The organism is Polaromonas sp. P5_D5 (assembly GCF_054049435.1).
Map to the genome: position 1 here is coordinate 74,671 of NZ_JBFUMJ010000006.1, position 24,845 is coordinate 99,515.

The window sequence follows — 24,845 nt, forward strand, 5'->3', positions numbered from 1 at the left end:
GATATTCGCCTTCAGAACGGCCAGGAGGTTCATGCCTTGTTCTTGTTGTAGACGTCGACAAACACGGCGGCCAGCAGCACCACACCTTTGATGACTTGCTGGTAGTCGATGCCGATGCCCAGGATGGACATGCCGTTGTTCATCACGCCCATCACAAACGCACCGATCACCGCGCCCATGACCTTGCCGACACCGCCCGAAGCCGAGGCCCCGCCGATAAAGCAGGCGGCGATGACATCGAGTTCAAAGCCCAGGCCGGCCTTGGGTGTAGCAGTGTTCAGGCGCGCGGCAAACACCAGGCCCGCCAGCGCCGCCAGCACGCCCATGTTCACGAAGGTGTAGAAGGCCAGGCGCTCGGTCTTGATGCCCGACAGCTTGGCTGCCTTTTCGTTGCCGCCCAGCGCATAGACGCGCCGCCCGATGGTGGTGCGACCCGTGATGAAGTGGAACAGGAAAATCAGCGCGGCCATCACGATCAGCACATTCGGCAGCCCCCTGTAGGAAGCTAGCAGGTAGCTGAAATAGATCAGCAGTGCCGAGAACATCGCCGTTTTGACGAAGAAAATGGCGGCGGGCTCGGCCTGGATGCCGTGCTTGAGCTGCTTGGCCCGCGCGCGTATGCCGGCCACGGCGAGCACGGCGGCCAGCGCCACGCCCAGCAGCAGCGAAGTCATGCGCAGGCCTTCGCTGCTCAGCAGGTCGGGCATGAAACCCGAGCTGAGCATCTGGAATGAATCGGGGAAGGGGCCGACCGACTGGCCTTGCAGCAGTGCCAGCGCCAGCCCCTTGAACACCAGCATGCCGGCCAGCGTGACGATAAAAGAAGGGATGCGGAAGAACGCGACAAACCAGCCCTGAACCCCGCCTATCAGCGCGCCGCAGAGCAGGCACACCAGCGAGGCCGGCACGAAATGCCAGCCGTACTCCACCATCAGCACGGCCGCCAGCGCGCCGATGAAGCCGCACACCGAACCGACCGACAGGTCGATATGCCCGGCCACGATCACCATCAGCATACCCAGCGCCATGATGACGATGTAGCTGTTCTGCAGGACCAGGTTGGTGAGGTTGAGGGGCTGCATGAGCGTGCCCTCGGTCATGTACTGGAAGAAGCCCATGATGGCCACCAGCGTGATCAGCATGCCGTACTCGCGGAAGTTGTGCTTCAGGTAGTCGAGCGGCGATTTGCCGCTGGCAGCGGCGGTTTTTGCCGCAATCGCGGTGGCGTTGGAGGACTCGTTGTTCATTTCAGCTTGCTTTCATGATCGCGCGCATGATCTTTTCCTGGGAGGCTTCGGCCGTCGGCATCTCGGCGATGAAGCGGCCTTCGTTCATGACGTAGATCCGGTCCGTCATGCCCAGCAATTCCGGCATTTCCGAGGAAATCATGATGATGCATTTCCCTTCTGCCGCGAGCTGGGCCATCAGGGTGTAAATCTCGTACTTGGCGCCCACGTCGATGCCGCGCGTGGGCTCGTCGAGGATGAGCACTTCGGGACTGGTGAACAGCCATTTCCCGAGCACCACTTTCTGCTGGTTCCCGCCCGAGAGGTTGAGGACTTTCTGGCCGACGCTTGAGCACCGGATGCGGAGTTTTTCGCGGTAGCTCTGCGCGACCTGGTATTCGCGGCCGCTGTCGATGACGGAGGCACTTGAAACGCCCTTGAGGTTGGCCAGCGAGACGTTGAACTGGATGTCTTCGTTCAATATCAGCCCGTTGCCCTTGCGGTCTTCGGTCACATAGGCCAGACCATGGCGAACGGCTTTCTCTACCGTGCCGACATCAACAGGCTGGCCGTTCAGAAGGACCTGGCCGCTGATGCGGCGCCCCCACGAACGGCCAAAGATGCTCATGGCAAGTTCCGTGCGCCCCGCCCCCATCAGCCCGGCAATGCCGACGATTTCACCGCGCCGCACCTGCAGGCTGACGCCTTTGATGAATTTCCTGTCCGTGTGCAGCGGGTGGTAGACGTTCCAGTCGCGCACTTCAAACACGGTCTCGCCAATTTTCGGCTGGCGCGGCGGATATCGGTCAGCCATCTCGCGGCCCACCATGCCGCGAATGACGCGGTCTTCGCTGATGGCTTCGGCACGGCAGTCCAGTGTTTCGACGGTGCTGCCGTCGCGCAGGATGGTGATGGCGTCCGCCACGCGTGAAATTTCGTTGAGCTTGTGTGAAATAAGGATGCAGGTAATGCCCTGCCCCTTGAGTTCCAGCAACAGGTCCAGCAAGGCCTGGCTGTCGTTTTCGTTGAGGCTCGCCGTCGGCTCGTCAAGGATCAGCAACTTGACCTGCCTGGACAAGGCCTTGGCAATTTCCACCAGTTGCTGCTTGCCCACGCCGATGTCCGTGATCAGCGTGGCGGGCGATTCCTTGAGGCCCACTTTTTTCAGCAGGTCCTGCGTCTTGCTGTGCGCAGCCATCCAGTCGATCACGCCGCGCTGTGCAGTCTCGTTGCCGAGGAAAATGTTCTCGGCAATGGATAGCAGCGGCACCAGCGCCAGTTCCTGGTGGATGATGATGACGCCCAGCTGCTCGCTGTCGTGGATTCCGAGGAACTGGCGCTCCTGGCCTTCGTAGACGATGTCCCCGCTGTAGGAGCCGTGCGGATAGACCCCCGAGAGCACTTTCATCAAGGTCGATTTTCCGGCGCCGTTTTCACCGACGATGGCATGAATCTCACCCGCGCGCACGCGCAGGTTGACCTTGTTCAGCGCGACCACCCCTGGGAAGGTTTTGCGGATGTCGCGCATCTCGAGAATCGTTTCCAATGCCTGTCCTTTGGTACAAAAATCGCTCCGACGGCGACTGACACCGATGGGCGTAAACAGTCCCGCGCCTCCCCGGCACGGGACCGTCGTGCTTTCACCCTTCAGCCGGGGTTACTTGATTTGTGACTCTTTGTAGTAACCGCTGCCAATCAGAACCTGGTTCCAGTTAGAGGCATCCACAGCCACCGGTTTGAGCAGGTAGGAGGGCACCACTTTCACGCCGTTGTTGTAGGTCTTGGTGTCATTGATCTCGGGCTGCTTGCCAGAGAGGGTGGCGTCCACCATGTTGGCCGTCACCTTGGCCAGCTCGCGCGTGTCCTTGAACACCGTCGAGTACTGCTCGCCTTTCAGGATGGACTTGACCGAAGGAATTTCGGCGTCCTGCCCGCTGACCACCGGGCAAGGCTGCTGCGCCGTGCAGTAGCCGACACCTTTGAGCGAGGACAGAATGCCGATGGACAGGCCGTCATATGGCGACAGGACTGCGTGGACTTTTTCCTTGCCGTAGTAGGCCGAGAGCAGGTTGTCCATGCGTGCCTGGGCCACCGCACCGTCCCAGCGCAGCGTGCCGACCTTGTTCATGCCCATTTGCTTGCTGCGCACCACCAGCTTGCCGCTGTCGATGTAGGGCTTGAGCACGCTCATGGCACCGTCGTAGAAGAAAAATGCATTGTTGTCGTCCGGGGAGCCGCCGAAGAGTTCAATGTTGAAAGGGCCCTTGCCCTGCTTCAGGCCCAGCTTGTCGACGATGGAAGTAGCCTGCAGCACGCCAACCTGGAAGTTGTCGAAGGTGGCGTAGTAATCCACGTTCTTCGAACCCTTGATGAGACGGTCGTAGGCGATGACCTTGACACCCTTGTCGGCCGCGTTCTGCAACGCCTTGGACAGCGTGGTGCCGTCGATGGAGGCGATCACCAGCACCTTCGCGCCCTTGGTGATCATGTTCTCGATCTGGGCAAGCTGGTTCGGGATGTCGTCATCGGCATATTGCAGGTCGGTTTTGTAGCCGCGCTCCTTGAGTACCTTGACCATGTTGTCGCCGTCGGCGATCCAGCGGGCAGAGGATTTGGTGGGCATCGAAATGCCGATGCTGCCTTTGTCCTGCGCCTGGACTGACGGTGCAATACCGAGGGTTCCCAGCACGAGGCCGGCGAGCAGAGTCTGGAGAAATGTACGCTTCATGAAATAGTTTCCTTCTGGAGGTTTGAAAGAGCGCCCCAGTATCGAGGCGCCGGCCCGGATGCTGATCAGTATTTACGCTTGGGGAATTCCTTGGCGGCTACTTCCATCGGGAAAATACCCTCTTCGGTAACGATACGTTTCTGAACGGACTTGCCGGCCTTGATATCCTTGACTGCCGCCATCAGTTGCGGGCCCAGCAAGGGGCTGCACTCCACGGAGACGTTAAGCTTGCCGGCCATCATGGCTTCGAAAGCGCCCTTGACGGCATCGATCGAGATGATGGTGATGTCCTTGGCCGGCTTCATGCCAGCCTCTTCAATCGCCTGGATCGCACCGATAGCCATGTCGTCGTTGTGCGCGAAAAGCACATTGATCTTCTTGCCTTCGGCCTTGAGAAAGGCTTCCATCACTTCCTTGCCCTTGGCCCGGGTGAAATCACCCGTCTGCGAGCGGATGATTTTGAACTTCGGGTCGGCCTTGATGATTTCTTCAAATCCTTTTTTCCGGTCAATCGCCGGTGCGGAACCCACGGTTCCCTGCAACTCAACGATGTTGACCTGGCCGCTTGTACCCTTCATTTTTTCGACAAGCCAGCGGCCTGCCTTGCGGCCTTCCTCCACAAAGTCCGAGCCCATGAAGGAAACATACAGAGAGGTGTCTTTGACGTTCACGGAGCGGTCAGTCAGCACCACCGGAATTTTGGCGGCCTTGGCTTCACGCAAAACGGTTTCCCAGCCCGACTCGACCACGGGCGAGAACGCGATCACGTCCACCTTTTGGGCAATGAAGGAGCGAATCGCCTTGATCTGGTTTTCCTGCTTCTGCTGGGCATCGGAGAATTTGAGTTCGATACCCGCGTCCTTGGCGGCCGATTTGATGGATTCGGTATTGGCGGTGCGCCATTCGCTCTCTGCGCCGACCTGGCTAAAGCCCAGCACGATGGGCTTTTGTGCCCATGCTGAAACCGGCAACAGGCCGGCAAGGGGGGCGCAGGCGAGTGCGACGGCGAGGGTGCGGCGATGGATTTTCATTTTGTCTCCTTGGTTGAAATGGAACTGACAGCTCTCTGGTGATCTTCAATGGCTCAGGCTAGCACGTAACCGGTCTTGACGGTGGTGTAGAACTCGGCAGCGTAGCGGCCTTGTTCGCGTGAGCCATAACTCGACCCTTTGCGCCCGCCGAACGGAACGTGGAAGTCGACACCCGCAGTAGGCAGGTTCACCATGGTCATGCCGACTTCTGCGTGACGCTTGAAGTGCATGGCGTGCTTGAGGGACGTCGTGCAGATGCCTGCACAGAGGCCGAAGGGGGTGTCGTTGGCCAGGGCCAGCGCGTGTTCAAAGTCATCGGCCTGCAACACACACGCTATGGGTCCAAAAATCTCTTCGCGCGCAATGCGGTGTTCCGGCCGGGCCAGGAAGAGCGCCGGATTCATGTAATGCCCCGGTGTCGGGCGCTCCAGCAATTCGCCGCCCCAGACATGCTCGGCGCCCTCGTTGCGCCCTATGTCCAGATACGACTGGTTCTGTTCGAGCTGGCTGCGGTCAACCACCGGACCCATATCGATGCCCCGCTCCAGCGCGTGGCCCACCTTGAGCCCGGCAATGCGGTGGCGCAGGCGCGCAACGAATGCATCGTGTACAGGCGCTTCCACGATGAGCCGGCTTGACGCGGTGCAGCGCTGGCCGGTCGAAAAGTACGAGCCTTGCACGGCGCATTCGACGGCCTGGTCAAGATCGGCATCAGCCAGTATCACCAGCGGATTTTTGCCACCCATTTCAAGCTGCACTTTCGCGCGGCGCGCGGAAGCCGACTGAAGGATGCGTTCGCCGGTTGTCACCGAGCCCGTGAAGCTCAGCGCATTGACCAGGGGATGGTCGACCAGCGTTTGCCCGACTTCCCGGCCGCTTCCCATGACAAGGTTGAAGACGCCCGCAGGCAGCCCGCAGCGGCTGATGATTTCGGCCAGAGCCCAACCACAGGTGGGCACCAGCTCGGCCGGTTTGAAAATCACCGTGTTCCCATAGGCCAGTGCCGGCGCGATTTTCCAGGCCGGAATCGCCAACGGGAAATTCCATGGCGCGATGATTCCCACCACGCCGACAGGCTCACGCGTCACGTCGACCTGGATGCCGGGCCGGACCGATGCCATGGTCTCCCCCTGAACACGCAATGCTTCGCCTGCGAAAAACTTGAATATCTGGCCGGCCCGTGCCGCTTCGCCCACGCCTTCGGGCAAGGTTTTTCCTTCTTCCCGTGCCAGCAGCATGCCCAGCTCATCCTTGCGCGCCAGGATCTCGCTGCCGATCTGGTCAAGCACATCGGCCCGGCGTTGCGGCGTACTGTGGCTCCAGTGCGGCAATGCCTCGGCCGCGGCCCGGATCGCAAGTTCGGTCTGGTTGCGGTCGGCACGTGCGTACTCGCTGACCACCTCCCGGGTATCCGAGGGGTTGGTGCTGGTGCCGGTGGTGGTGCCGGTTTCCCAGCGCCCATTGATGTAATGCCGGGCGTTTTGTTGCAGTTCGCCGAATTTCATGAGAGTGAGAGCCTCGTCTTCATAGCGCTGCAGTCTAGAATTAATTTTGATATCAATCCAATCGTTTTTTTGACAAAATAGATATCGTTCTACGCATTCTGGAAAACCCCGATGAGCACCTACAACCACTGGTTCATACGCGCACGGCTCAAAACACGGCAATTGCTGTTGCTGGTTGCACTGGCCGAAGAAGGCAATATTCATCGCGCAGCACAGGTTCTCAGCATGACCCAGCCGGCGGCGTCCAAGTTGCTCAAGGATCTGGAAGATGTCTTGGAGGTACAGCTTTTTGAGCGCTTGCCCCGCGGCATGCGGCCAACCTGGTATGGCGAAACCATGATCCGGCACGCGCGCATGGCACTGGCCAGCCTGAACCAGGCACATGACGAGCTCACCGCCCTCAAAACCGGGCACTTCGGCCAGGTCGGCATCGGCGCCATCACGTCGCCGGGGCTGGCCTTGTTGCCGTCTGCGGTGGCCGTGGTCAAACAGGAGCACCCGAGCCTGCGCATTTCGCTGGACATCGAAACCAGCCCGGTACTGCTCGAGCGCCTGGAGCAGGGCAAGCTCGACATCCTGGTGGCACGCCTCTTTGCCGAACATGACAAGACCAATTTGCGCTATGAGCCCCTGGTCGAGGAGCCGGTGTGCGCCATGGCGAGGCCGGGGCACCCGCTGCTGGGTGTGTCTGGCCTCACCCTGCGCGACGTGGTGGCGGCCGCCTGGATTGTGCCGCCCGCGGGCAGTGTCCTGCGGCACCGGTTCGAGCTGATGTTCCGGGAGGATGGGCTTGCACCGCCGATCAACGTGGTGGAGTCTTCAGCCCTGCTTTTCATCACGCGCATGCTGCAGCAAAGCGACATGGTGGCCGTGGTCGCCGCCGATGTGGCGCGGTATTACGCCGCGCACGGTATCGTCTCGGTGCTGCCGCTGGACATGCCCTGCCACATGGACGCCTTCGGCATCATCACCCGTACCGACCGGCTGCCATCGCCAGCCGCCAAGGTCATGATGAAGGCCCTGAAGACTGCAAGTCTCACACTCTACGGGCGGAAACTCGAGATGGACTGAGAGCCCCAGCGGACTTAGGCCAGAGACACCGCGGAACCGGCTTTGCCGGGCCGCCAGTGTCGCCCCCTGAGGGGGGAGGCGCCGGAGGCGCTTCGGGGGGGAGGTCTACACCCAGCCGGCATCCACCGTGAACTCCTGCGCGGTGCACATGGCGGCGTCGTCGGATGCCAGGAACAGCACCATGCGCGCGATGTCGTGGGGCAGCAGCTTGTCGGGCAGGCACTGGTTGCGCTGGAGCTCCTTCTCGCCTTCGGCATCCAGCCAGAGCTTGATCTGCCGCTCGGTCATGACCCAGCCCGGCGACACGGTGTTGATGCGGATGCGGTCCCGGCCCAGCGTTTTCGCGAGTCCACGCGTCAGGCCGTTCACCGACGATTTGGCGATGGCATAACAGGGGTAGCCTGCGCCCTTGCCTTGCCAGCCGGTGGAACCCAGGTTGATGATGGAGCCGGCACCGAGGCGTTGCATGCCCGGCACCACCGACTGGATTGCAAAAAAAGCGGGCCGTTCATTGATCGCGATGCGGTCATCGTAGTAGGCGGGCGTTACAGACTCCAGACTGTGGCGGTCATCGCTGGCCACATTGTTGACCAGCACCGAGAAGTCGCCCAGCGCGCTTGCTGCGTCTGTGATGGCCGACTGCAGCGCGGCCACGTCCCGCACATCACAGGCGCGCCACCATGGGCGGGCGTACCCCGCATCCGCCAGTTCCTGCGCAAGTGCTTCACTGGCCTCCTTCGCGACATCGATGAAGGCAACGCGCGCGCCCTGCTGCGCAAAGGCTGTCACGATGGCGGCGCCTATGCCGCTGCCTCCGCCGGTAACAAATACCGACCGCTTGTTCAGACTGGGAAAGACGGAGAGGGTCTCGCTTGCGGGAGCGGCACGCATGGGGGCAGAGCTGGAAATGTTTGACATTGCAAGTTGTGTATCAATTAATATAAAAAGAATAAGTTTCCAACATCACTATGCATTGATATCATCCACCGCGTCAAGAGGCCAACCGCACAGCCCCGCACTACGGAGACATTAGTGACATTGATTCCAGACACGCCCGCGGGCATGCATCAGCAGCGGCTGGCCATGCCGGTCCCAGGCAAGGTGCACTGCGTCCATCCGGCGGGGGCCCTGCTGGGTGAGGGTACCTTGTGGTCGCCGCGGGAGCAATCCCTGTATTGGGTGGACATTCTTGGGCGCCGCCTGCACCGCTTTCACCCTGCCACCGGCGCGCGCAGCAGCTGGGCCTTTGACGAGGAAATTTCCGCGCTGGCCGAGCGGGCGCATGCGCCCGGTTTGATCGTGACCCTGCGGCGCGGCTTCGCGCTGTTTGACCCCGCTGGGGGCGGCGAACCACACTACCTGCACCAGCCCGAGGCTGCGTTGCCGGGCAATCGCTTCAACGATGGCAAGTGCGATGCGCAAGGCCGCTTTTGGGCGGGGACGATGGACTTTGACTGCGTGGCCCCCACCGGCGCGCTGTATCGCTATGACCCTGATGGCCGCTGCACGCGCCATGAAGAAGGCTTTGCGGTGACCAATGGCCCCACCTGGTCCGCCGATGGCCGCACCCTGTATTTCAACGATACCGTCAATGGCCGCATCCATGCGTATGACTTCGACAGCGCGGCGGGAACCTTGTCAGGCAAGCGGCTGTGGCTGGCCTTTGCGGCTGGCGACGGCGTACCCGACGGCATGACCACTGACGCCGCCGGCCGCCTGTGGATTGCCCACTGGGGCGGTGCCTGCGTAAGCTGCCATGACCCGGTCACCGCAGAGGAGCTGTGCCGCGTGCCGCTGCCCGCAAGCCAGGTGACCAACTGTGCCTTTGGCGGGCCGGACATGCGCACACTTTTCATCACCAGCGCCCGCATCGGGCTCACCGCTGAACAGCTTGCCGCAGAGCCGCTGGCCGGTGGCCTGTTCGCGGTGGCGATTGACAGCCCGGGTCTGCCTGCCGGTTTGTTCGGCGCCTGATGCTACGGACCAAACACCATCTACCTGCCCTCACCGCGAAAGATCTTCCATGACCAACTCCGCACATCCTGTTGTCTGGCTGCGCCACGCCGGCCAACGCCTGGGGCTGGTGCCCTCGCTCGGCGGCAGCGTCGCTGCCTGGCAACTCGACCGCGCGCAAGGGCCGCTGGACCTCTGGCGGCCCTGGGACGGCAAAACAGACGATCTCTATCAGACCGCTTCATTTGCCATGGTGCCATGGTCCAACCGCATCAGCGGAGGAGGCTTCACGCATGAGGGGCAATTCCACGCCATGCGTCCGAATCGCGCGGGCGAACCCTATCCCATTCATGGCGACGGCTGGCTGCAGCCGTGGCAGGTTTCGCAGCCGGCTGACGACACCCTGGTGATGACGCTGGTGTCGCACGGCTTCGACGGCAACCCGTACGACTACGAAGCCGTGCAGACCTTCCGGCTGGTCGAAGGCGGGCTGGACCAGCAGGTGCAGGTGCGCCACCTGGGCGTCAAGCCGCTGCCATATGGCTTGGGCGTGCATCCCTGGTTTCCCCGCACCCCGCAAACACGGATTACCGCGCCGGTGGAGGGCCTTTGGCTCTGCGGCGACGACCCGCTGCCGGTTGCGCACACGACCGACTTTCCGGCGGGCTGGGACCTGAACAAGGGTGCGCCGGCCAACGGCCCGCTCATCGACAACGGCTACACCGGCTGGGGCGGCAAGGCCTTCGTTGCCTGGCCCGAGCTGGGCCTGCAGGTCACGGCCAGCATGCCGGACTTTGCGCGTGACGGCGGTGCTGCGCAGCACTTCTGCCTGGTTTACCGCCCACCGCAAGGGCCCGCGTTTTGTTTTGAGCCCATCACGCAGCCTATCGATGCCTTTCATTTGCCAGGGCAGCCCGGCTTGCGTGTGCTGGGCCCAGGGGAACAGTTTTCGCTCAACATCCAGTGGCGCATCGAGCCCACTTCGGCGCAAGGCTGAACCGGGGGAAGCCTTTAAACCCGGCCTGTCAGGCGGCGGGCCGCTTCCAGTACCGGCTTGACATGGCGTTGGCTGTAACGGTTGCCGGGCATGGTCAGCGTCAGTGCGCCCGCCAGTGCGCCATCGGCCCCAAACACCGGGGCCGAAATGCCGGCCACCTCGGCCAGCCGGTCGCCCACAGCCGTGTAGTAACCCTGTTCTCGGATTTTGGCGTATAGCTGACGGTCTTTTTGGCCTCCAACCCTTAGCTGTCCTGCGCCGAATGCTATCAAAATGCGAGCGCCCGTGCCGCGGTCGGCGGGTAGCAGATCGCCGGCCTTGATGTGGTCGCGGATCGGGTGCGGCGAGTCCACGCGGTACAGGCACAGGCGGGCCGCGCCCTGGCGCACATGGTAGGCCGCGCTCTCGCCGGTGGCCGCAACCAGCTCACGCAGCACCGGCAGCACCACGCGGTCCAGCGAAAACGAGGCGGCGTACACACCATGCAGGCGCGCCACCTCGGCGCCCAGCGCGTAGCGGCCGTCGCCGAGTTTCTGGACCAGTCGCGCGTGTTCCAGCGAAGCCAGCAGCCGCAGCACCGTGCTCTTGTAAAGCCGCGTGCGCTCCGCCAACTCGCTCAGGCCCAGTGAGGCGTCGCCCGCCCTGAAGGCCGACAGCAGCGACAGGGCGCGGTCCACTGCCGCGGCACCGCCGGGAGCGGCATGGGCGTCTGCAACGGATTCGGTCTGGGCTTTGCGCGGCATGGCTCGATCTCCTGGGCCTTCGTGGTCAATTGCCTGCTTGACAGTGCCGGCAACCTGCTTCATCATTTCATTAGAAAGAATGTAGTTCTATCTTACAGAATATCGGGAATGATGCAAAACACCCAGCCCAGCCAGGTGCTGATCAGCGAAGTCGGCCCACGCGATGGTCTTCAAAGCGTTTCCCGCACGATGGCGACCGCCGACAAATTGCGCTGGATCACCGCCCTGCACGCGGCCGGCCTTCGCGAGATTGAAGTGGGTTCGTTTGTTCCCGCCAGGTTGCTGCCGCAAATGGCCGATGTGGCGGAGGTGGTACGGCACGCGCTCACCTTGCCCGGCCTCACCGTGATGGCGCTGGTGCCCAACCGCCGCGGCGCTGAAGCAGCGCTGCAGGCCGGCGTGCACAAGCTGACCATGCCGGTGTCGGCCAGCGCGGCGCATTCGCTGGCCAATGTGCGCAAGACGCGCGAAGAGATGGTCGAAGAAGTGCGGGCCATTGCCGGGCTGCGCCGTGAGCTTGCACCACAGGTAAAACTCGAGGCCGCCGTCTCGACGGCTTTCGGCTGCACGCTGCAGGGCGTAGTGCCTGAGGACGACGTGATCCGCCTGGCCGCGCAATGTGTTGCCGCCGGCGCGGATGAGTCGGGTTTGTCGGACACGGTCGGCTATGCCAACCCCGCGCAGGTGCGCCGCCTCTTCAGGCGCCTGCGCGCCGAGCTTGGCGACAAGGCAGGCGCCGCGCACATGCACAACACGCGCGGACTGGGCTTGGCCAACTGCCTGGCTGCGTATGAAGAGGGCGTGCGCACCTTCGATGCTTCGCTGGGCGGCCTGGGTGGCTGCCCCTATGCACCGGGCGCGTCAGGCAATGTGGTCACTGAAGACCTGGTTTTCATGTTTGAGGCCATGGGTATTTCCACGGGAGTGGATCTCGTCAAGTTGATGGCTGCGCGCGAGCCGCTCAAGGCCGGATTGCCGGGCGAACCGCTTTATGGCATGACACCCGAGGCGGGCCTCCCCAAAGATTTTGTACAAGGACGTTTGCATGGCTGAAGCCAGCGTATCCGGCGAACAAAGCCTGCCCTATGCAGGGCTGCGTGTCGTCGAATTCACCCATATGGTCATGGGGCCGACCTGCGGCATGCTGCTGGCCGACCTGGGGGCCGAGGTCATCAAGGTCGAGCCGATCTCGGGGGACAACACCCGCAAGCTGCTCGGCTCGGGTGCGGGATTTTTTCCCCTGTTCAATCGCAACAAAAAAAGCATCGCCGTTGACCTGCAGACCCCCGAGGGGCGAGAGCTGGTGCTCAAGCTGGTTGCCACAGCCGACATCGTGAGCGAAAACTTCAAGCCCGGCACCATGAAGAAGCTTGGCCTGGATTACGCCAGCCTCTCGCAGCTCAACGAGCGCTTGATCTATGTAAGCCACAAAGGCTTTTTGCCCGGCCCTTACGACCATCGCACCGCCCTCGATGAAGTGGTGCAGATGATGGGCGGCCTGGCCTACATGACGGGCCGCGCCGGCGACCCGCTGCGCGCCGGCAGCAGTGTCAACGACATCATGGGCGGCATGTTCGGCGCCATCGGCGCCATGGCCGCACTGGCCGCGCGAGAGAAGACGGGCAAGGGCCAGGAAGTGCAGGCCGCGCTGTTTGAAAACAATGTTTTCCTGGTCGCCCAGCACATGATGCAGTTCGCGGTGACGGGGCAGCCTGCCGCGCCCATGCCGAGCCGCATTTCGGCGTGGGCGATTTACGACGTGTTCACGGTCAGGGACGGTGAGCAGATTTTCCTGGCCGTGGTCAGCGACACGCAGTGGGCCATTTTTTGCGAGGCTTTTGGGCTGCAAGACCTGCGGGCCGACGCACGGCTGCTGACCAACAACGACCGGGTACTTGCGCGCGAGTGGCTGATGCCCCTGCTGCGCTCACATCTGGCTGGGCACAGCGCGGCCGAATTGGGTGCCGTGTTCGAAAAACATGCATTGCCGTTTGCGCCCATCACCCGGCCGCAGGATTTGTTTGACGACCCGCACCTCAAGGCCACGGGCGGGCTGGCGCCCATCACCTTGACCGACGGCGCCCGCACCGGGCAAACAAGCGCCACCGTCCTGCTGCCGCTGACCCTGGGCGGCAAACGTCCCGGGGTGCGCCTGAACCCGCCCAGGCTGGGCGAGCACACGCGCGAACTGCTGCGGGAGCTCTGTTATGACGACGACGCCATCCAGGCTCTGCAAGCCAACCGGGTGACGCGCTGAGTTTTGTTGCTATAAAAAATGTAGCTGCTCACGCCCAGCTATAAAGGGCTGGGGGCACTTTTCATAAACAACTCGGCACACACGCTGCGCAGCCAGCGGGAGGCCGGGTCGTGGTGGTAGCGGGCATGCCAGTGTTGCTTCACGGTAAATCCGGGAATCGCCAGCGGGCAGGGCAGCACCTGGAGGCCGGCGGCGCGGGCCAGGGTTTCGCCGATGTGGCGCGGCAGCGTGGCGATCAGGTCGGTGGTGGACAAAATGGCCGAGAGGCCCAGAAAGCCCGGCAGCTCCAGCAACACGCGGCGCGAGATGTTTTGTGACGCCAGGGCGCTGTCCAGCAGCTGGTAGCCGGTGCCGGAACTGATGCCGATGTGCGCCTCGGCCTGGTAGACAGCCAGGCTCCAGTCGGCACCCAATTCGCTGCCCACCCGCGGATGCCGGGCATTGGCCAGGCAAATCCAGTCCTGGCCGTACAGCGTCTGCTGGTAGAAGCCCGTGTCGAGCCAGGGCAGAAAGCCGACGGCAAGATCGGCCTCACCTGCTTGCAGGGCATGCGCCAGGCCGGCATCGATACGCGCGGCTTCCAGCGCCACGCCCGGCGCCACCGCCCGCACGTGGGACAGCAGCCGGGGCAACAGCGTGACGTGGCTGGCGTCGGTCATACAGATGCGAAAGCGCCGCTGCGCCGTAGACGGTTCAAAGGCAGCCTCTGACTGGGCCAGTCGCTGCAATCCGCCCAGCACCTCGCGCACCGTGGCAATCAGCATATCGGTGCGCGGCGTGGGCAGCATGCCCTCGGCCGTGCGCACAAACAGCGGGTCGCCAAGCTGCTTGCGCAGGCGCGCCAGCCAGATGCTGACCGTGGGCTGGCTTTGCCCCAAGGCCTCGGCCGACCGGGTGACGCTGCGGGTGGTGTAGAGCTGGTCCAGCAGCCGCAGCAGCTTGATGTCCAGCAGATCCAGGTCCTTTTCCATACCTCTATTGTGATACGCAATGATTGGTATTGCCCTCATTGCATGGACGACATGGTCGGACCCACCCAGAATTCGCTCCTGAATCACGAAGGAGTTGTGCAGTGAAGATTTGTGTTCTGGGCGCCGGCGCGCTGGGCTGTGCACTAGGCGGCGTGCTGACGGAGGCTGGTCACGAGGTCTGGCTCATCAACCGCAATGCTGCCCAGGTCGAGGCCATGAACAGCCGCGGGCTGATCCTGCGCGACGGCGGTGTAGACCGCCGCGTGCAGGTGCATGCCGCGACCTCCGCCGCAGGCGTGGCCATGAACACCGGTGCGGTGGACCTGGTGATCGTGCTGGTCAAGTCCTTCGACACCCGCCCGGCCATGGAGGCAGCCCTGTCGCTGCTGGGGCCGGACACGGTGGTGCTGTCACTGCAAAACGGGCTGGGACACGAAGACATCCTGGGCAGCATCGTGGGCCGCGAGCGCGTGCTGGCCGGCAAAACCTATGCGGGCGGCACGCAGCTCGGCGCCGGGCATGTGCTGATTGGAACGCGCGGCAAGGACACCCACCTGGGTGAACTGGATGGCCGCATCACGGAGCGCGTGCAGCGCATCGCCGCCGCCTTCAACGCCGCCGGGCTCGACACCATCGTCAGCCGCAACATCATCGGCACCATCTGGGACAAGCTGCTGGTCAATGTGGCCACCGGCGCCGTGAGCGCCATCACGCGCCTGACCTACGGCGATATGTACCAGGTGCCTGAGCTTGAGGCCTGCGGCATTGCGGCCGTGGCCGAAGCGATGGCGGTGGCACAAGCCAGCGGCATCACGCTCGCCACCACTGACCCGCGCCAGCCGTGGGTCAAGGCGGGCGAAGGCCTGCCCTACGCGTTCAAGACCTCGATGCTGCAAAGCCTGGAGAAGGGCTCCATCACCGAGATCGACTTTGTGAACGGCGCGGTGGTGCGCCAGGGCGCGAAATGCGGCGTACCCATACCCGTCAACCAGGCCCTGGTGGCCTGCATCAAGGGTATTGAGCGCGCACAGCCGCGTCAACGCGATTCAAAAGAGCACACCTTGGCCCCCCACAAACAAAAATCCTATGTAGAACACGTTGCGGTGCGCGTCAAAGACATCCGGTGGCATATCAACTTCTTCCTGGAGGTGCTGGGCATGGATGTGCGCGAGATCGACGGACCCGCCGATGCACCGCACCAGTACTGGACGATCGGCGGCCTGCAGCTCATGAGTACGCCAGGCTTTGCAGCGCCGCCGTCGAACGACGCCGGCTGGCTGGCGCATCTGGGCATCATGGTGGACGACCTGGAGGCCGCCTTGGCCGGGGCGAAGACATGGGGCGTGAAGCAACTGCCCCAGGGCCGCAACTGGCTGCAACTGCCCGATGGCCTGGCCGTCGAGCTGATCCAGGCCAGCACCGGCTGCGTGTCTGCTGTATTGGCAGTCAATCCCAGAGCCACCACTGCCTGAAAGGCGCCTCATGCCCAACCCCAACATCCAGTTCGCCACGCCGGAAAAATACTGGGACGACGCCCAGGTCGGCGACGAGTGCACCAGCCCGTCCTACACCTTCACCGCCGCGCGCATCGATGCCTACGCCGAACTCACGGGCGACTTCACGCCCGTGCATGTGGATGAAGCCTACGCCAATGCCTCGCACTTCGGCTGCCGTGTTGCGCACGGCCTGATGGGGCTGTCGGTTGCCGACGGCCTGAAAACCCAGAGCGAATACCGCTTCCTGCCCGGCATGTCGCTGGGCTGGACCTGGGACTTCCTGCTGCCGATCAAGATCAATGACACGCTGCACGTGAAATTTGGTGTGGCCAGCATGCGGCCCTCCAAAAGCAAGCCGGGCTGGGGCATCGTGGTGCTGCCGGCCGAGCTGATCAACCAGGCCGGGCAGGTGGTGCAAAAGGGCGAGCACCGCCTGATGGTGCCGCGCCGGCCATCGTCTGAAAAATGATTTGCTATCAAAAACATAGCTGCTTGCGCCCGATATACAAAGATGAATTCAGGTTTTTATGAATAAAACTACCCAAGCGCTGCCGCTGGCGGGCATCCGCGTCGTCGATTACAGCCATTTCCTGGCCGGGCCCTATTTGTCGCGCTGCCTGGCAGCGATGGGTGCAGACGTCATCAAGGTCGAGCGGCCCAAGGACGGGGATGCGGGACGCGCTCACGCTTACTTCATCAAGGGACAAAGCGGCTACTTTTTGCAGCAGAACATGGGCAAGAAGGGCTTGTGCATCAACCTCAAGGACCCGCGCGGCCTGGAAATGATGCACAAGCTCACCGACACAGCGGACGTGTTCGTCGAGAACTACCGCCCCGGTGCGTTGAAAAAGCTCGGCCTGGGCTACGAAGAGCTGTCCCGGCGCAACCCTGGCCTGGTGTACTGCTCGATCTCCGCCTATGGCCATACCGGCCCTGACGCGCACCGTGCCGGCTTCGGCCTGATTGCCGAGGCCAAGAGCGGCATCATGGCCATGGTCGGCGAGCCCGGCGGCGTGCCGCCGCTGCTGCGCGTTTCACTGGGCGACATGTACACCGGCATCCACGGCGTGGCGGCGGTATGTGCCGCACTGCTGGGCCGCATCAAGTCGGGCAGGGGTCAGCATATTGACTTGTCCCTCTACGACTGCCTGGTGTCCATGCATGACTATGCGGTGCAGTGTTACACCCTCTCAGGCGGCAAGGAAATTCCGCAGCAAACCGGCCACGACATGCCTCAAAGCACGTTGTACGGCGTATTTGCCGCCAGCAACGGTTACCTCGTGATTGCCGCGCAGGTCGACGACGCATGGAAGCGTTTTGCTTTGCTGATAGGCGGCGAAGCTCTGGCGCTTGACGCGCGCTTTCACAGCGCCGCAGGGCGCAACGAAAACCGCACCGAAATACTTGCCCTGGCGAAAGCCTGGGTAGCGGGCCGTACTGTGGCCGAGTGCCTGGCTGCGCTGGATGCGATTGACGTGCCCTGCGCCAAGGTGCAGAACATCGAGGAAGTGCTGAACGATCCGCAAATTCAGGCGCGCAACATGGTGATTGAGCAGGACCACCCGGTACTGGGCAAGATCCGCCTGCCCAACCTGCCTTTCAGGTTTTCGGAGTGCGACACCTCGCCCGCCTGCGTTGCACCCGGCATGGGCCAACACAACCGCGAGATCGCCGCGAGCGTTGGTTATAGCGCTGCCGACATTGAGGCGATGGAGCGCGACGGCGTGCTGTATGCAGAGGCGCAGCCATGACTGACCGGTATGCCGTCATCGGCAACCCGATAGGGTTCAGCAAATCGCCGCTGATCCACGGCATGTTCGCGCAGGCTACCGGGCAGGACATGGAATACACGGCTATCGAAGGGCCGCCAGGCGGATTCACCGGGGCCGTTGATGCCTTCCGCGCCCTGGGCGGCAAAGGCATGAACATTACCGCGCCATTCAAGCTCGACGCCTTTGCCTATGCCACCGAACGCTCGGAGCGGGCGCAGCTCGCGGGGGCGGCCAATGCCATGAGGTTTGAAGGCACACGCGTGATTGCCGAAAACTTCGACGGCGTGGGCCTGGTGCGCGACGTCACGCACAACCTGGGCTGCCAGCTGCAAGGCAAACGCGTGCTGCTGCTGGGCGCCGGCGGAGCGGCCCGGGGCGCGTTGCTGCCGTTTCTGGCGCAGGCTCCGGCCGAACTGGTGATTGCCAACCGCACGGTTGCCCGGGCACATGAACTGCAGGCCATGGGCGCGGCCCAGGCAAACGTCCGCGGCTGCGGCTATCCGGATCTGGCGGGGCAAACCTTTGACGTGGTGTTCAATGCCACCTCGGCAAGCCTGCGCGCCGAACTGCCGCCGGTGCCGGCAAGCGTGTTTGCTCCTGGTTGCCTGGCCTACGAACTGGCGTACGGAAAAGGGCTCACGCCGTTTTTGCGCCTGGCGCAAAACGCGGGAACCCGGCGGCTGGCCGATGGCGTGGGCATGCTGGTGGAGCAGGCAGCCGAAGCCTTTGCATGGTGGCGCGGCGTGCGGCCCGATACACGCGCCGCGATTGAACGCATCACCATTGCGCTGGTATGACATGACCTCAGCCTGCCCCCTATACTGCGCGAATGGACGAAACAGTACATTCGCAGGCAGCTTCGACCAAGGTGCGTGGGCGCAAAAGCAAGGCCCCGGCTGTGCAGACGGCCACGCGCACCAACGACCCGGCACGCACGATGGCCGGCATCCTCGAAGTGGCAACGGCCGAATTTGCCGAGAAGGGCCTGAGCGGCGCGCGCATCGACGAGATCGCGGCGGCCACCAAGACCAGCAAGCGCATGATCTATTACTACTTCGGCAGCAAAGAGGGGCTGTACCTCGCCGTGCTGGAGGAGTCGTACCGGCGCATGCGCAGCATCGAGGCGGAACTGCACCTGGAAGACCTGCTGCCGGAAGATGCGCTGCGCCGCCTGGTGGGCTTTACCTTCGACCATCACCACAGCAACCCGGGCTATATCCGGCTGGTGATGTCCGAGAACATGGAGCGCGGCAGCTACCTGGCGCAAAGCAAGATCATCCAGCAGCTCAATGTGCCGGCCATCGATGCCATCCGCAAGCTTTACGAGCGCGGCGTGGCGGCGGGCATATTTCGCATAGGCTTGGACCCGATCGACATCCATGCGTCGATTTCTGCGCTGACATTCTTCAATGTCTCCAACCAGCACACCTTCGGACTGATCTTCAAGAGCGACACCCAGTCGGGGCGCGCCATGACGGCGCGGCGCGACAGCATCATCGAAATGATCGTGCGCTTCGTGCGCAAGTAACTTCCGGATCGCGCCGGCCAGGGGCCGGCATGTCGGGTTTCTACCGATTCGTTTAAAACTAACTAGTTCGTACATTATGGATTAAAGCAATCTTCAACAGACTCAGGGCTGGACGGCTGCGCGCGCAGCCACGCATAAAAAGGAGACAACATGGACAAGTGGATAGACCGGTTTTGCCGGGTGCTGGACGGCGTGATTGCGCTGTTCCTGGCGCTGATGGTGGTGCTGGTGTTCGGCAACGTGGTGTTGCGCTATGGCTTCAACTCGGGCATCAATCTGTCAGAGGAGCTGTCTCGCTGGCTGTTCGTCTGGCTGACCTTTCTCGGTGCCGTGGTGGCGATCAACGAGCGCGGGCATCTGGGCACCGACATGCTGGTGGGTCGCCTGGGCCCCAGGGGCAAGAAAATTTGCCTCGGCATCAGTTACCTGCTCATGCTTTTTGCCTGTTGGCTGATGTTCCGTGGTGCGTGGGAGCAGGTCAAGATCAACTGGACCACCACCAGTGCCGTGATGGAAGTGTCCATGAGCTGGTTCTACGGCTCGGGCATGGTGTTCGCCGTGCTCGGCGGCCTGTTGCTGCTGCGGGACCTGGTCCGGCTGCTCAGCGGCAAGACCGGGGACGGTGAGCTGATGATGATCAGGGAATCCGAAGACCAGCCGCATGAAGGAGGTCCGGCATGACCATCGCTATATTCCTCGGATCGCTGCTTGCCGCCATGGCGCTGGGCATCCCGATCGCGTTTTCATTGCTGCTGTGCGGCGCGGCGCTGATGTGGCACCTCGACATGTTTGACGCGCAGATCCTGGCACAGAACGTCGTGAACGGCGCCGACAGCTTTCCGCTGCTGGCCGTGCCCTTTTTCATGCTCGCCGGCGAGGTCATGAACGCAGGTGGCCTGTCGCGCCGCATCGTCAACCTCGCCATGGCCCTGGTCGGCCACATCAAGGGCGGCCTGGGCTATGTCACGATTGTGGCGGCAGTCATCATGGCTGCACTGTCGGGCTCTGCCGTGGCCGATGCGGCTGCGCTGGCGTCGCTTTTACTGCCCATGATGGTGGCCGCCGGCCATGACAAGGCGCGCTCCGCAGGGCTGATCGCGTCGGCGGGCATTATCGCGCCGGTCATCCCGCCTTCGATCGCCTTTGTCATCTTCGGTGTGGCCGCCAATGTGTCAATTTCCAAATTGTTCCTGGCCGGCATCTTTCCAGGTCTCTTGCTGGGGTTGTCGCTGTGGCTCACCTGGTGGTGGCTGGTGCGCAAGGAAGTGGTGAAGGCCCCGCCGCGCAAGAGCCGTGCAGAAGTCCTGGTGGCGTTGAAGGAGTCGACCTGGGCGCTGGTGCTGCCGCTGATTGTGGTGTTCGGCCTGAAGTTCGGCATCTTCACGCCGACCGAGGCCGCTGTGGTTGCCGCGGTGTACGCAACGCTGGTTTCAGTACTCGTCTACAAGGAGCTCACGCTGAGGAAGCTCTATCCGCTGTTCGTGGGCGCCGCCAAGACCAGCGCGATCGTGATGTTCCTGGTGGCTGCGGCCATGGTGTCGGCCTGGCTGATCACGGTAGCGCAGATACCGGGCCAGGTGGTTGCCCTGCTGCAGCCGCTTCTGGACAGCCCGAAGTTGCTGATGCTGGCCATCATGGTGCTGGTGATGGTGGTGGGAACCGCGCTGGACATGACACCCACCATCTTGCTGCTGACGCCGGTGCTCATGCCGGTCGTCAAGGCCGCCGGCATTGACCCGGTGTACTTTGGCGTGTTGTTCATCATCAACAACGCCATCGGGCTGATCACCCCGCCGGTGGGCACGGTGCTGAACACGGTGGCCGGGGTGGGCAAGGTGAGCATGGACGAAGTCACCAAGGGCGTGTTGCCCTTTATGTGGGCCCAGTTCGCCATCATGTTCCTGATGGTGGCTTTTCCGCAAATCGTCATCATCCCGGCGCGCTGGTTTTACGGCGGCTGACAACTTTCCGCGCTGCCGGGCGTGCTGGGTACGCCACGGCCGGCAGCCACGTCAAAGCGTACCGTGACACCTCATCCCCTCAAAAAACCGGAGACAACCATGAAACGCCTGTTTATCAAATCCGTCCTCGCTACCGTCGCCCTGGCGGCCTTCGGCATGGCCTCAGCCCAGGACATCAAGGAACGCACCGTCAAGTTCGCCACGCAAAACCCGGACGGCCACCCGATTGTGCTGGGCATGAAAAAATTCGCTGAAACCGTGGCAGCGAAATCGGGCGGCAAGATCAAGGTCAACCTCTTCCCCGGCGGTGTGCTGGGCGGCGATGCACCGAACATCTCCGCGCTGCAAGGCGGCACGCTGGAAATGGTGGTGATGAATTCCGGCATCCTGGCCAGCCAGGCCAAGGAATTTGCCGTTTTCGATTTTCCGTTCATGTTTGCAAGCTCGCAGGAAGCCGATGCCGTGGTGGATGGGCCTTTCGGGAAAATGATGCTCACCAAGCTCGATGCCAAAAACATCCATGGGCTGGCCTACTGGGAACTCGGCTTTCGCAACATCACAAACAGCAAGCGCCTCATCACCAAGGTGGACGACATTGCCGGCCTGAAACTGCGCGTGATTCCGAACGCCATCAACATCGACTGGGTGACCGCACTGGGCGCCAACCCGACGCCCATGGCTTTTCCCGAGGTTTATGCCGCGATGGAACAGAAAGCCATTGATGGCCATGAAAACCCGTTCACGGTCATCAACGCGAACAAGTTCTACGAAGTGCAAAAGTACCTGGCGGTGACCAACCACCAGTACAACCCGCAAACCGTCATCGTCAGCAAAAAGCTGTGGGACACCCTGAGCAATGATGAGAAAAAAATCTTCTCGGATGCGGCCGCCGAAGCTGCTGCGTACCAGCGCAAGGCCTCGCGTGAACAGTCCGGCACTGCGCTCGAAAACCTGAAGAAGAACGGCATGCAGGTCAGCGAGTTCAGCCCCGCAGAAATGGCCAAATTCCGCGAGAAGATGAAGCCCGTGATCGAGAAGCACTCGGCCATCGTGGGTGCCGATGTGGTCGGCGCACTGCAGGCAGAGCTCGCCAAACTGCGGAAATAGGATTTCACGCCCCGGCCGGCCCAGCGCACCGGAGCGCCGGGCTGGCCTGTTCTTTCATTCCGGTTCCGGGTATCTTTCCTTCATGAGCAAAATCCGCATCGCTGTCGCAGGGGCCGGTTACATCGGTCTCGCCCACATGGATGTGGCTCAAGAGAGCCCAACCTGCATCCTTTCGGCCATTGTCGATCCTGCGCCGGCGGCAAAGGCTATCGCCGCCAGGGCGGGTGTTCCGCTGTACCCATCGCTGGATGAGCTGCTCAGCAAGGACCGCCCCGACGGCGTGATCCTTGCGACGCCGAACCAGCTGCATGTGCCGCAGGCCCTGCAATGCATCAAGGCCGGGGTGCCCATCCTGCTGGAAAAGCCCATTGCACCCACGCTGGCCGAAGGCGAGCAGCTGGTCAAGGCGGTCGCTGAGACGGGCGCCAAGGTACTGATCGGCCACCATCGCGCGCACAGCCCCATCATGGCCAAAGCGAAAGAAATCGTGGATTCGGGAAAACTCGGCAAGCTGGTTGCCGTGACGGGCAGTGCCACATTCTTCAAGCCCGACCGCTACTACGAAGACGCGTCATGGCGCCGCGAGATCGGCGGCGGCCCCATCCTCCTGAACATGATTCACGAGGTGCATAACCTGCGCATGCTGTGCGGTGACATCGTGGCAGTGCAGGCCTTTGCCTCCAATGCCACACGCGGTTTTCCGGTGGAAGACACGGTGGCCATCAATCTGCGTTTTGCCAACGGTGCGCTGGGCAGCTTCATGCTGTCGGACACCGCCGCATGCGCGCGCAGCTGGGAGCAGACCTCCCAGGAAAACAAGGCCTACCCAAGCTATGGCGACGAAGACTGCTACGTGATTTCGGGCACCAACGGAAGCCTGTCGGTTCCGACCATGCGCCTGAAAACCTATCCCAGCCCGGAAGACCGTTCCTGGTGGAAGCCATTTGACGAGAGCGTGGCCGACATGGTGCGCGACGATCCCCTCAAGCACCAGCTGGAGCACTTCGGCGCCGTCATTCGTGGCGAGGCGCCGCCGCTGGTCAGTGCCCGCGACGGCCTGCTGAACCTGCGCGTCACCGAGGCCATCGCCCAGGCCGCCCAAACCGGTCAGGTGATCGAGTTGCCCGTTGTTTAAGCAGCTCGACCCTCCCACATACAAATCAAATCACCACAAGCAACGTCAACCACCAGGAAAGAAATCACCATGAAAGTGCTCATGCTTCACGGCATCAACCACAACATGTTCGGCAAACGCGACCCGGCGCAGTACGGCACCATCACGCTGGACGAGATCAACACCAGCCTGCAGGCTTTGGGCCGGGAGCTCGGCGCCGAGGTGGACCATTTCCAGACCAACAGCGAATGTGACATGTGCGAACGGATCCACCAGGCATTTACCGACAAGGTCGACGCCGTGCTGATCAACGCCGGCGCCTGGACGCATTACAGCTACGGCATCCGCGACGCGCTGGCCATCCTCACGGTGCCGGTTGTCGAGCTCCATATGTCCAACATCCATGCCCGCGAGCCTTTCCGCCATGTGTCGGTGTTCGCCGAAATCGTCAAGGGGCAGATCTGCGGTTTTGGCGCGGACAGCTACCTGCTGGCATTGCGCGCCGCTGTTTCGGCGATCAACGCTGCAAGGGTTTCGTAAATCATCAGAAAGAGAGAGGCCATGTCGCAGGAGTTCGCTGGAAAAGTCATCGTTATAAGTGGCGCCAGCCGGGGCATCGGCCATGGCATCGCCGCTGCGTTTGCCGCACGCGGTGCGCAAACCGTTTTGGCCGCATCGTCCATTGAGAACCTGAAGACTGCAGCAGATGCAATTGCAGGCACTGGAGCACTCCGCCCTGAGGTATGTGCTGCGGATCTTCGAGGCGAAGAAGGTTGCAAAGCGGTATTCACCCTGGTGTCCGAAAAATTTGGACGCTGTGACGTGTTGGTTAATTCCGCGGGTGCCACGCGCGCCGGTGCGTTTCTGGACCTTCCGGAGGACGCATGGCATGACGGCTTTGCATTGAAGTTCTTCGGCTGTGTGAACTTGTGCCGCCTGTTTTGGCCGATGCTGAAAACTGCGGGTGGGCACGTTGTCAACATCATTGGCGGCGCTGCCCGTACGCCCGACCCGGGCTTCCTGATCGGTGGGTCGGTCAACGCTGCGATGCACAACTTCACCAAGGGCCTGTCCGGTCTTGGAAAGCGGGACGGCGTCAATGTCAACGCCATTCTTCCGGGCTTGACTGAAACCGGCCGTGTAGCGCAACTGTTTCAGCAGCGTGCAGCCGCAAGTGGAAAGCCCGTCGAAGAAGAACGACAGGCACAAATCGCACGCGAGGGACTCAGCCGGCTGGGGACACCCGAGGATGTCGCCGCACTTGCGATATTCCTGTGTTCGGAGAGTGCCCGCCACATTCAAGGCACGGCCATCGCTGTGGACGGCGGTGGCACCCCTGGCCTGTATTGATCGTCAAAGGCATCTTTGTTGCAGGCGAATGACCG

Annotated in this window: 24 protein-coding genes and 1 pseudogene; 17 read left to right on the top strand and 8 right to left on the bottom strand. The window is 62.4% G+C overall.

All coding sequences use genetic code 11. The annotated features are described in order from the left end of the window. Positions 1 to 29 precede the first annotated feature (29 nt). From mmsB to ACXJKE_RS20095, 5 genes are all read right to left on the bottom strand, one after another. Positions 30 to 1,247, bottom strand: coding sequence for a multiple monosaccharide ABC transporter permease (mmsB, locus tag ACXJKE_RS20075; protein ID WP_457282345.1), 1,218 nt, complete (start codon positions 1,245 to 1,247; stop codon positions 30 to 32). A 1-nt stretch (position 1,248) separates the two neighbouring features. Further along, positions 1,249 to 2,754, bottom strand: coding sequence for a multiple monosaccharide ABC transporter ATP-binding protein (gene mmsA, locus ACXJKE_RS20080; RefSeq protein ID WP_457282452.1), 1,506 nt, complete (start codon positions 2,752 to 2,754; stop codon positions 1,249 to 1,251). 129 nt (positions 2,755 to 2,883) lie between these two features. Next, complete coding sequence (gene chvE / locus ACXJKE_RS20085) at positions 2,884 to 3,954, bottom strand: multiple monosaccharide ABC transporter substrate-binding protein (RefSeq protein WP_457282346.1); 1,071 nt, start codon at positions 3,952 to 3,954, stop codon at positions 2,884 to 2,886. Positions 3,955 to 4,019: 65 nt separating this feature from the next. Then, entirely contained in the window at positions 4,020 to 4,985 is a 966-nt protein-coding gene (locus ACXJKE_RS20090; RefSeq protein ID WP_457282347.1) for an ABC transporter substrate-binding protein, read from the bottom strand. 53 nt (positions 4,986 to 5,038) lie between these two features. Further along, positions 5,039 to 6,490, bottom strand: coding sequence for an aldehyde dehydrogenase family protein (locus ACXJKE_RS20095; protein ID WP_457282348.1), 1,452 nt, complete (start codon positions 6,488 to 6,490; stop codon positions 5,039 to 5,041). A gap of 111 nt (positions 6,491 to 6,601) precedes the next feature. Here ACXJKE_RS20095 and ACXJKE_RS20100 point away from each other — a divergent pair, with 111 nt between their 5' ends. After that, positions 6,602 to 7,561 (top strand): LysR family transcriptional regulator, encoded by a 960-nt coding sequence (locus tag ACXJKE_RS20100; protein ID WP_457282349.1) that lies wholly within the window; start codon positions 6,602 to 6,604, stop codon positions 7,559 to 7,561. 105 nt (positions 7,562 to 7,666) lie between these two features. Here ACXJKE_RS20100 and ACXJKE_RS20105 read toward each other — a convergent pair whose 3' ends face one another. Then, a complete protein-coding gene (locus ACXJKE_RS20105) occupies positions 7,667 to 8,452 on the bottom strand; it encodes an SDR family NAD(P)-dependent oxidoreductase (protein ID WP_457282350.1) in 786 nt (261 codons plus the stop codon). A gap of 171 nt (positions 8,453 to 8,623) precedes the next feature. On the opposite strand from ACXJKE_RS20105, the gene ACXJKE_RS20110 reads away from it, so the two are divergent. Then, positions 8,624 to 9,535, top strand: coding sequence for an SMP-30/gluconolactonase/LRE family protein (locus ACXJKE_RS20110; protein ID WP_457282453.1), 912 nt, complete (start codon positions 8,624 to 8,626; stop codon positions 9,533 to 9,535). 49 nt (positions 9,536 to 9,584) lie between these two features. Further along, complete coding sequence (locus ACXJKE_RS20115) at positions 9,585 to 10,511, top strand: aldose 1-epimerase (RefSeq protein ID WP_457282351.1); 927 nt, start codon at positions 9,585 to 9,587, stop codon at positions 10,509 to 10,511. Positions 10,512 to 10,525: 14 nt separating this feature from the next. Here the strand turns inward: ACXJKE_RS20115 and ACXJKE_RS20120 are convergent, their stop codons facing one another. After that, positions 10,526 to 11,254 (bottom strand): IclR family transcriptional regulator, encoded by a 729-nt coding sequence (locus ACXJKE_RS20120; RefSeq protein ID WP_457282352.1) that lies wholly within the window; start codon positions 11,252 to 11,254, stop codon positions 10,526 to 10,528. Between the two features lie 108 nt (positions 11,255 to 11,362). On the opposite strand from ACXJKE_RS20120, the gene ACXJKE_RS20125 reads away from it, so the two are divergent. Next, positions 11,363 to 12,307 carry a hydroxymethylglutaryl-CoA lyase gene (locus tag ACXJKE_RS20125; RefSeq protein ID WP_457282353.1) on the top strand — a complete coding sequence of 315 codons (945 nt, stop codon included), beginning with the start codon at positions 11,363 to 11,365 and terminating at the stop codon, positions 12,305 to 12,307. Next, on the top strand, positions 12,300 to 13,511 hold the full coding sequence (locus tag ACXJKE_RS20130; protein ID WP_457282354.1) for a CaiB/BaiF CoA transferase family protein: 1,212 nt from the start codon (positions 12,300 to 12,302) through the stop codon (positions 13,509 to 13,511). The genes ACXJKE_RS20125 and ACXJKE_RS20130 overlap by 8 nt, the downstream gene beginning before the upstream one ends. A gap of 38 nt (positions 13,512 to 13,549) precedes the next feature. Here the strand turns inward: ACXJKE_RS20130 and ACXJKE_RS20135 are convergent, their stop codons facing one another. Further along, on the bottom strand, positions 13,550 to 14,482 hold the full coding sequence (locus ACXJKE_RS20135) for a LysR family transcriptional regulator (RefSeq protein ID WP_457282355.1): 933 nt from the start codon (positions 14,480 to 14,482) through the stop codon (positions 13,550 to 13,552). A gap of 101 nt (positions 14,483 to 14,583) precedes the next feature. On the opposite strand from ACXJKE_RS20135, the pseudogene ACXJKE_RS20140 reads away from it, so the two are divergent. The 12 genes and pseudogenes from ACXJKE_RS20140 to ACXJKE_RS20195 all read left to right on the top strand — a co-directional run. Beyond that, positions 14,584 to 15,525: pseudogene (locus ACXJKE_RS20140) on the top strand (ketopantoate reductase family protein); the annotation flags it as partial. A gap of 18 nt (positions 15,526 to 15,543) precedes the next feature. Beyond that, complete coding sequence (locus ACXJKE_RS20145; RefSeq protein ID WP_457282454.1) at positions 15,544 to 15,954, top strand: VOC family protein; 411 nt, start codon at positions 15,544 to 15,546, stop codon at positions 15,952 to 15,954. A 10-nt stretch (positions 15,955 to 15,964) separates the two neighbouring features. Continuing rightward, positions 15,965 to 16,447 carry a MaoC family dehydratase gene (locus ACXJKE_RS20150; protein WP_457282356.1) on the top strand — a complete coding sequence of 161 codons (483 nt, stop codon included), beginning with the start codon at positions 15,965 to 15,967 and terminating at the stop codon, positions 16,445 to 16,447. A 58-nt stretch (positions 16,448 to 16,505) separates the two neighbouring features. After that, positions 16,506 to 17,729 (top strand): CaiB/BaiF CoA transferase family protein, encoded by a 1,224-nt coding sequence (locus ACXJKE_RS20155; protein WP_457282357.1) that lies wholly within the window; start codon positions 16,506 to 16,508, stop codon positions 17,727 to 17,729. Beyond that, on the top strand, positions 17,726 to 18,547 hold the full coding sequence (gene aroE, locus ACXJKE_RS20160) for a shikimate dehydrogenase (RefSeq protein ID WP_457282358.1): 822 nt from the start codon (positions 17,726 to 17,728) through the stop codon (positions 18,545 to 18,547). The genes ACXJKE_RS20155 and aroE overlap by 4 nt, the downstream gene beginning before the upstream one ends. Positions 18,548 to 18,579: 32 nt before the next feature. Continuing rightward, the gene (locus ACXJKE_RS20165; RefSeq protein ID WP_457282359.1) at positions 18,580 to 19,278 is read left to right on the top strand and encodes a TetR family transcriptional regulator; all 699 of its coding nucleotides are present in this window, start codon (positions 18,580 to 18,582) and stop codon (positions 19,276 to 19,278) included. Between the two features lie 150 nt (positions 19,279 to 19,428). Further along, entirely contained in the window at positions 19,429 to 19,959 is a 531-nt protein-coding gene (locus ACXJKE_RS20170; protein WP_457282360.1) for a TRAP transporter small permease, read from the top strand. Beyond that, entirely contained in the window at positions 19,956 to 21,239 is a 1,284-nt protein-coding gene (locus ACXJKE_RS20175; protein WP_457282361.1) for a TRAP transporter large permease subunit, read from the top strand. The genes ACXJKE_RS20170 and ACXJKE_RS20175 overlap by 4 nt, the downstream gene beginning before the upstream one ends. Positions 21,240 to 21,338: 99 nt before the next feature. Then, positions 21,339 to 22,346: a TRAP transporter substrate-binding protein gene (locus tag ACXJKE_RS20180; RefSeq protein ID WP_457282362.1), complete on the top strand. Its 1,008-nt coding sequence runs from the start codon at positions 21,339 to 21,341 to the stop codon at positions 22,344 to 22,346. 82 nt (positions 22,347 to 22,428) lie between these two features. Beyond that, the gene (locus ACXJKE_RS20185) at positions 22,429 to 23,481 is read left to right on the top strand and encodes a Gfo/Idh/MocA family protein (RefSeq protein ID WP_457282363.1); all 1,053 of its coding nucleotides are present in this window, start codon (positions 22,429 to 22,431) and stop codon (positions 23,479 to 23,481) included. Positions 23,482 to 23,550: 69 nt separating this feature from the next. Continuing rightward, positions 23,551 to 24,000: a type II 3-dehydroquinate dehydratase gene (aroQ, locus tag ACXJKE_RS20190; RefSeq protein ID WP_457282364.1), complete on the top strand. Its 450-nt coding sequence runs from the start codon at positions 23,551 to 23,553 to the stop codon at positions 23,998 to 24,000. Positions 24,001 to 24,021: 21 nt separating this feature from the next. After that, complete coding sequence (locus tag ACXJKE_RS20195; protein WP_457282365.1) at positions 24,022 to 24,810, top strand: SDR family oxidoreductase; 789 nt, start codon at positions 24,022 to 24,024, stop codon at positions 24,808 to 24,810. Positions 24,811 to 24,845 lie beyond the last annotated feature (35 nt).

Excerpts from the sequence above, each read along its gene's own strand:
- ACXJKE_RS20155 (WP_457282357.1), top strand. The coding sequence starts at position 16,506 with ATGAATAAAACTACCCAAGCGCTGCCGCTGGCGGGCATCCGCGTCGTC.
- ACXJKE_RS20185 (WP_457282363.1), top strand. The coding sequence starts at position 22,429 with ATGAGCAAAATCCGCATCGCTGTCGCAGGGGCCGGTTACATCGGTCTC.
- ACXJKE_RS20130 (WP_457282354.1), top strand. The coding sequence starts at position 12,300 with ATGGCTGAAGCCAGCGTATCCGGCGAACAAAGCCTGCCCTATGCAGGG.
- ACXJKE_RS20195 (WP_457282365.1), top strand. The coding sequence starts at position 24,022 with ATGTCGCAGGAGTTCGCTGGAAAAGTCATCGTTATAAGTGGCGCCAGC.
- ACXJKE_RS20100 (WP_457282349.1), top strand. The coding sequence starts at position 6,602 with ATGAGCACCTACAACCACTGGTTCATACGCGCACGGCTCAAAACACGG.
- ACXJKE_RS20170 (WP_457282360.1), top strand. The coding sequence starts at position 19,429 with ATGGACAAGTGGATAGACCGGTTTTGCCGGGTGCTGGACGGCGTGATT.
- ACXJKE_RS20150 (WP_457282356.1), top strand. The coding sequence starts at position 15,965 with ATGCCCAACCCCAACATCCAGTTCGCCACGCCGGAAAAATACTGGGAC.
- ACXJKE_RS20110 (WP_457282453.1), top strand. The coding sequence starts at position 8,624 with ATGCATCAGCAGCGGCTGGCCATGCCGGTCCCAGGCAAGGTGCACTGC.
- mmsA (WP_457282452.1), bottom strand. The coding sequence starts at position 2,754 with ATGCGCGACATCCGCAAAACCTTCCCAGGGGTGGTCGCGCTGAACAAG.
- ACXJKE_RS20105 (WP_457282350.1), bottom strand. The coding sequence starts at position 8,452 with ATGCGTGCCGCTCCCGCAAGCGAGACCCTCTCCGTCTTTCCCAGTCTG.
- aroQ (WP_457282364.1), top strand. The coding sequence starts at position 23,551 with ATGAAAGTGCTCATGCTTCACGGCATCAACCACAACATGTTCGGCAAA.
- ACXJKE_RS20095 (WP_457282348.1), bottom strand. The coding sequence starts at position 6,490 with ATGAAATTCGGCGAACTGCAACAAAACGCCCGGCATTACATCAATGGG.
- ACXJKE_RS20120 (WP_457282352.1), bottom strand. The coding sequence starts at position 11,254 with ATGCCGCGCAAAGCCCAGACCGAATCCGTTGCAGACGCCCATGCCGCT.
- ACXJKE_RS20090 (WP_457282347.1), bottom strand. The coding sequence starts at position 4,985 with ATGAAAATCCATCGCCGCACCCTCGCCGTCGCACTCGCCTGCGCCCCC.
- chvE (WP_457282346.1), bottom strand. The coding sequence starts at position 3,954 with ATGAAGCGTACATTTCTCCAGACTCTGCTCGCCGGCCTCGTGCTGGGA.
- ACXJKE_RS20180 (WP_457282362.1), top strand. The coding sequence starts at position 21,339 with ATGAAACGCCTGTTTATCAAATCCGTCCTCGCTACCGTCGCCCTGGCG.
- ACXJKE_RS20135 (WP_457282355.1), bottom strand. The coding sequence starts at position 14,482 with ATGGAAAAGGACCTGGATCTGCTGGACATCAAGCTGCTGCGGCTGCTG.
- ACXJKE_RS20125 (WP_457282353.1), top strand. The coding sequence starts at position 11,363 with ATGATGCAAAACACCCAGCCCAGCCAGGTGCTGATCAGCGAAGTCGGC.
- ACXJKE_RS20165 (WP_457282359.1), top strand. The coding sequence starts at position 18,580 with ATGGACGAAACAGTACATTCGCAGGCAGCTTCGACCAAGGTGCGTGGG.
- ACXJKE_RS20115 (WP_457282351.1), top strand. The coding sequence starts at position 9,585 with ATGACCAACTCCGCACATCCTGTTGTCTGGCTGCGCCACGCCGGCCAA.
- aroE (WP_457282358.1), top strand. The coding sequence starts at position 17,726 with ATGACTGACCGGTATGCCGTCATCGGCAACCCGATAGGGTTCAGCAAA.
- mmsB (WP_457282345.1), bottom strand. The coding sequence starts at position 1,247 with ATGAACAACGAGTCCTCCAACGCCACCGCGATTGCGGCAAAAACCGCC.
- ACXJKE_RS20175 (WP_457282361.1), top strand. The coding sequence starts at position 19,956 with ATGACCATCGCTATATTCCTCGGATCGCTGCTTGCCGCCATGGCGCTG.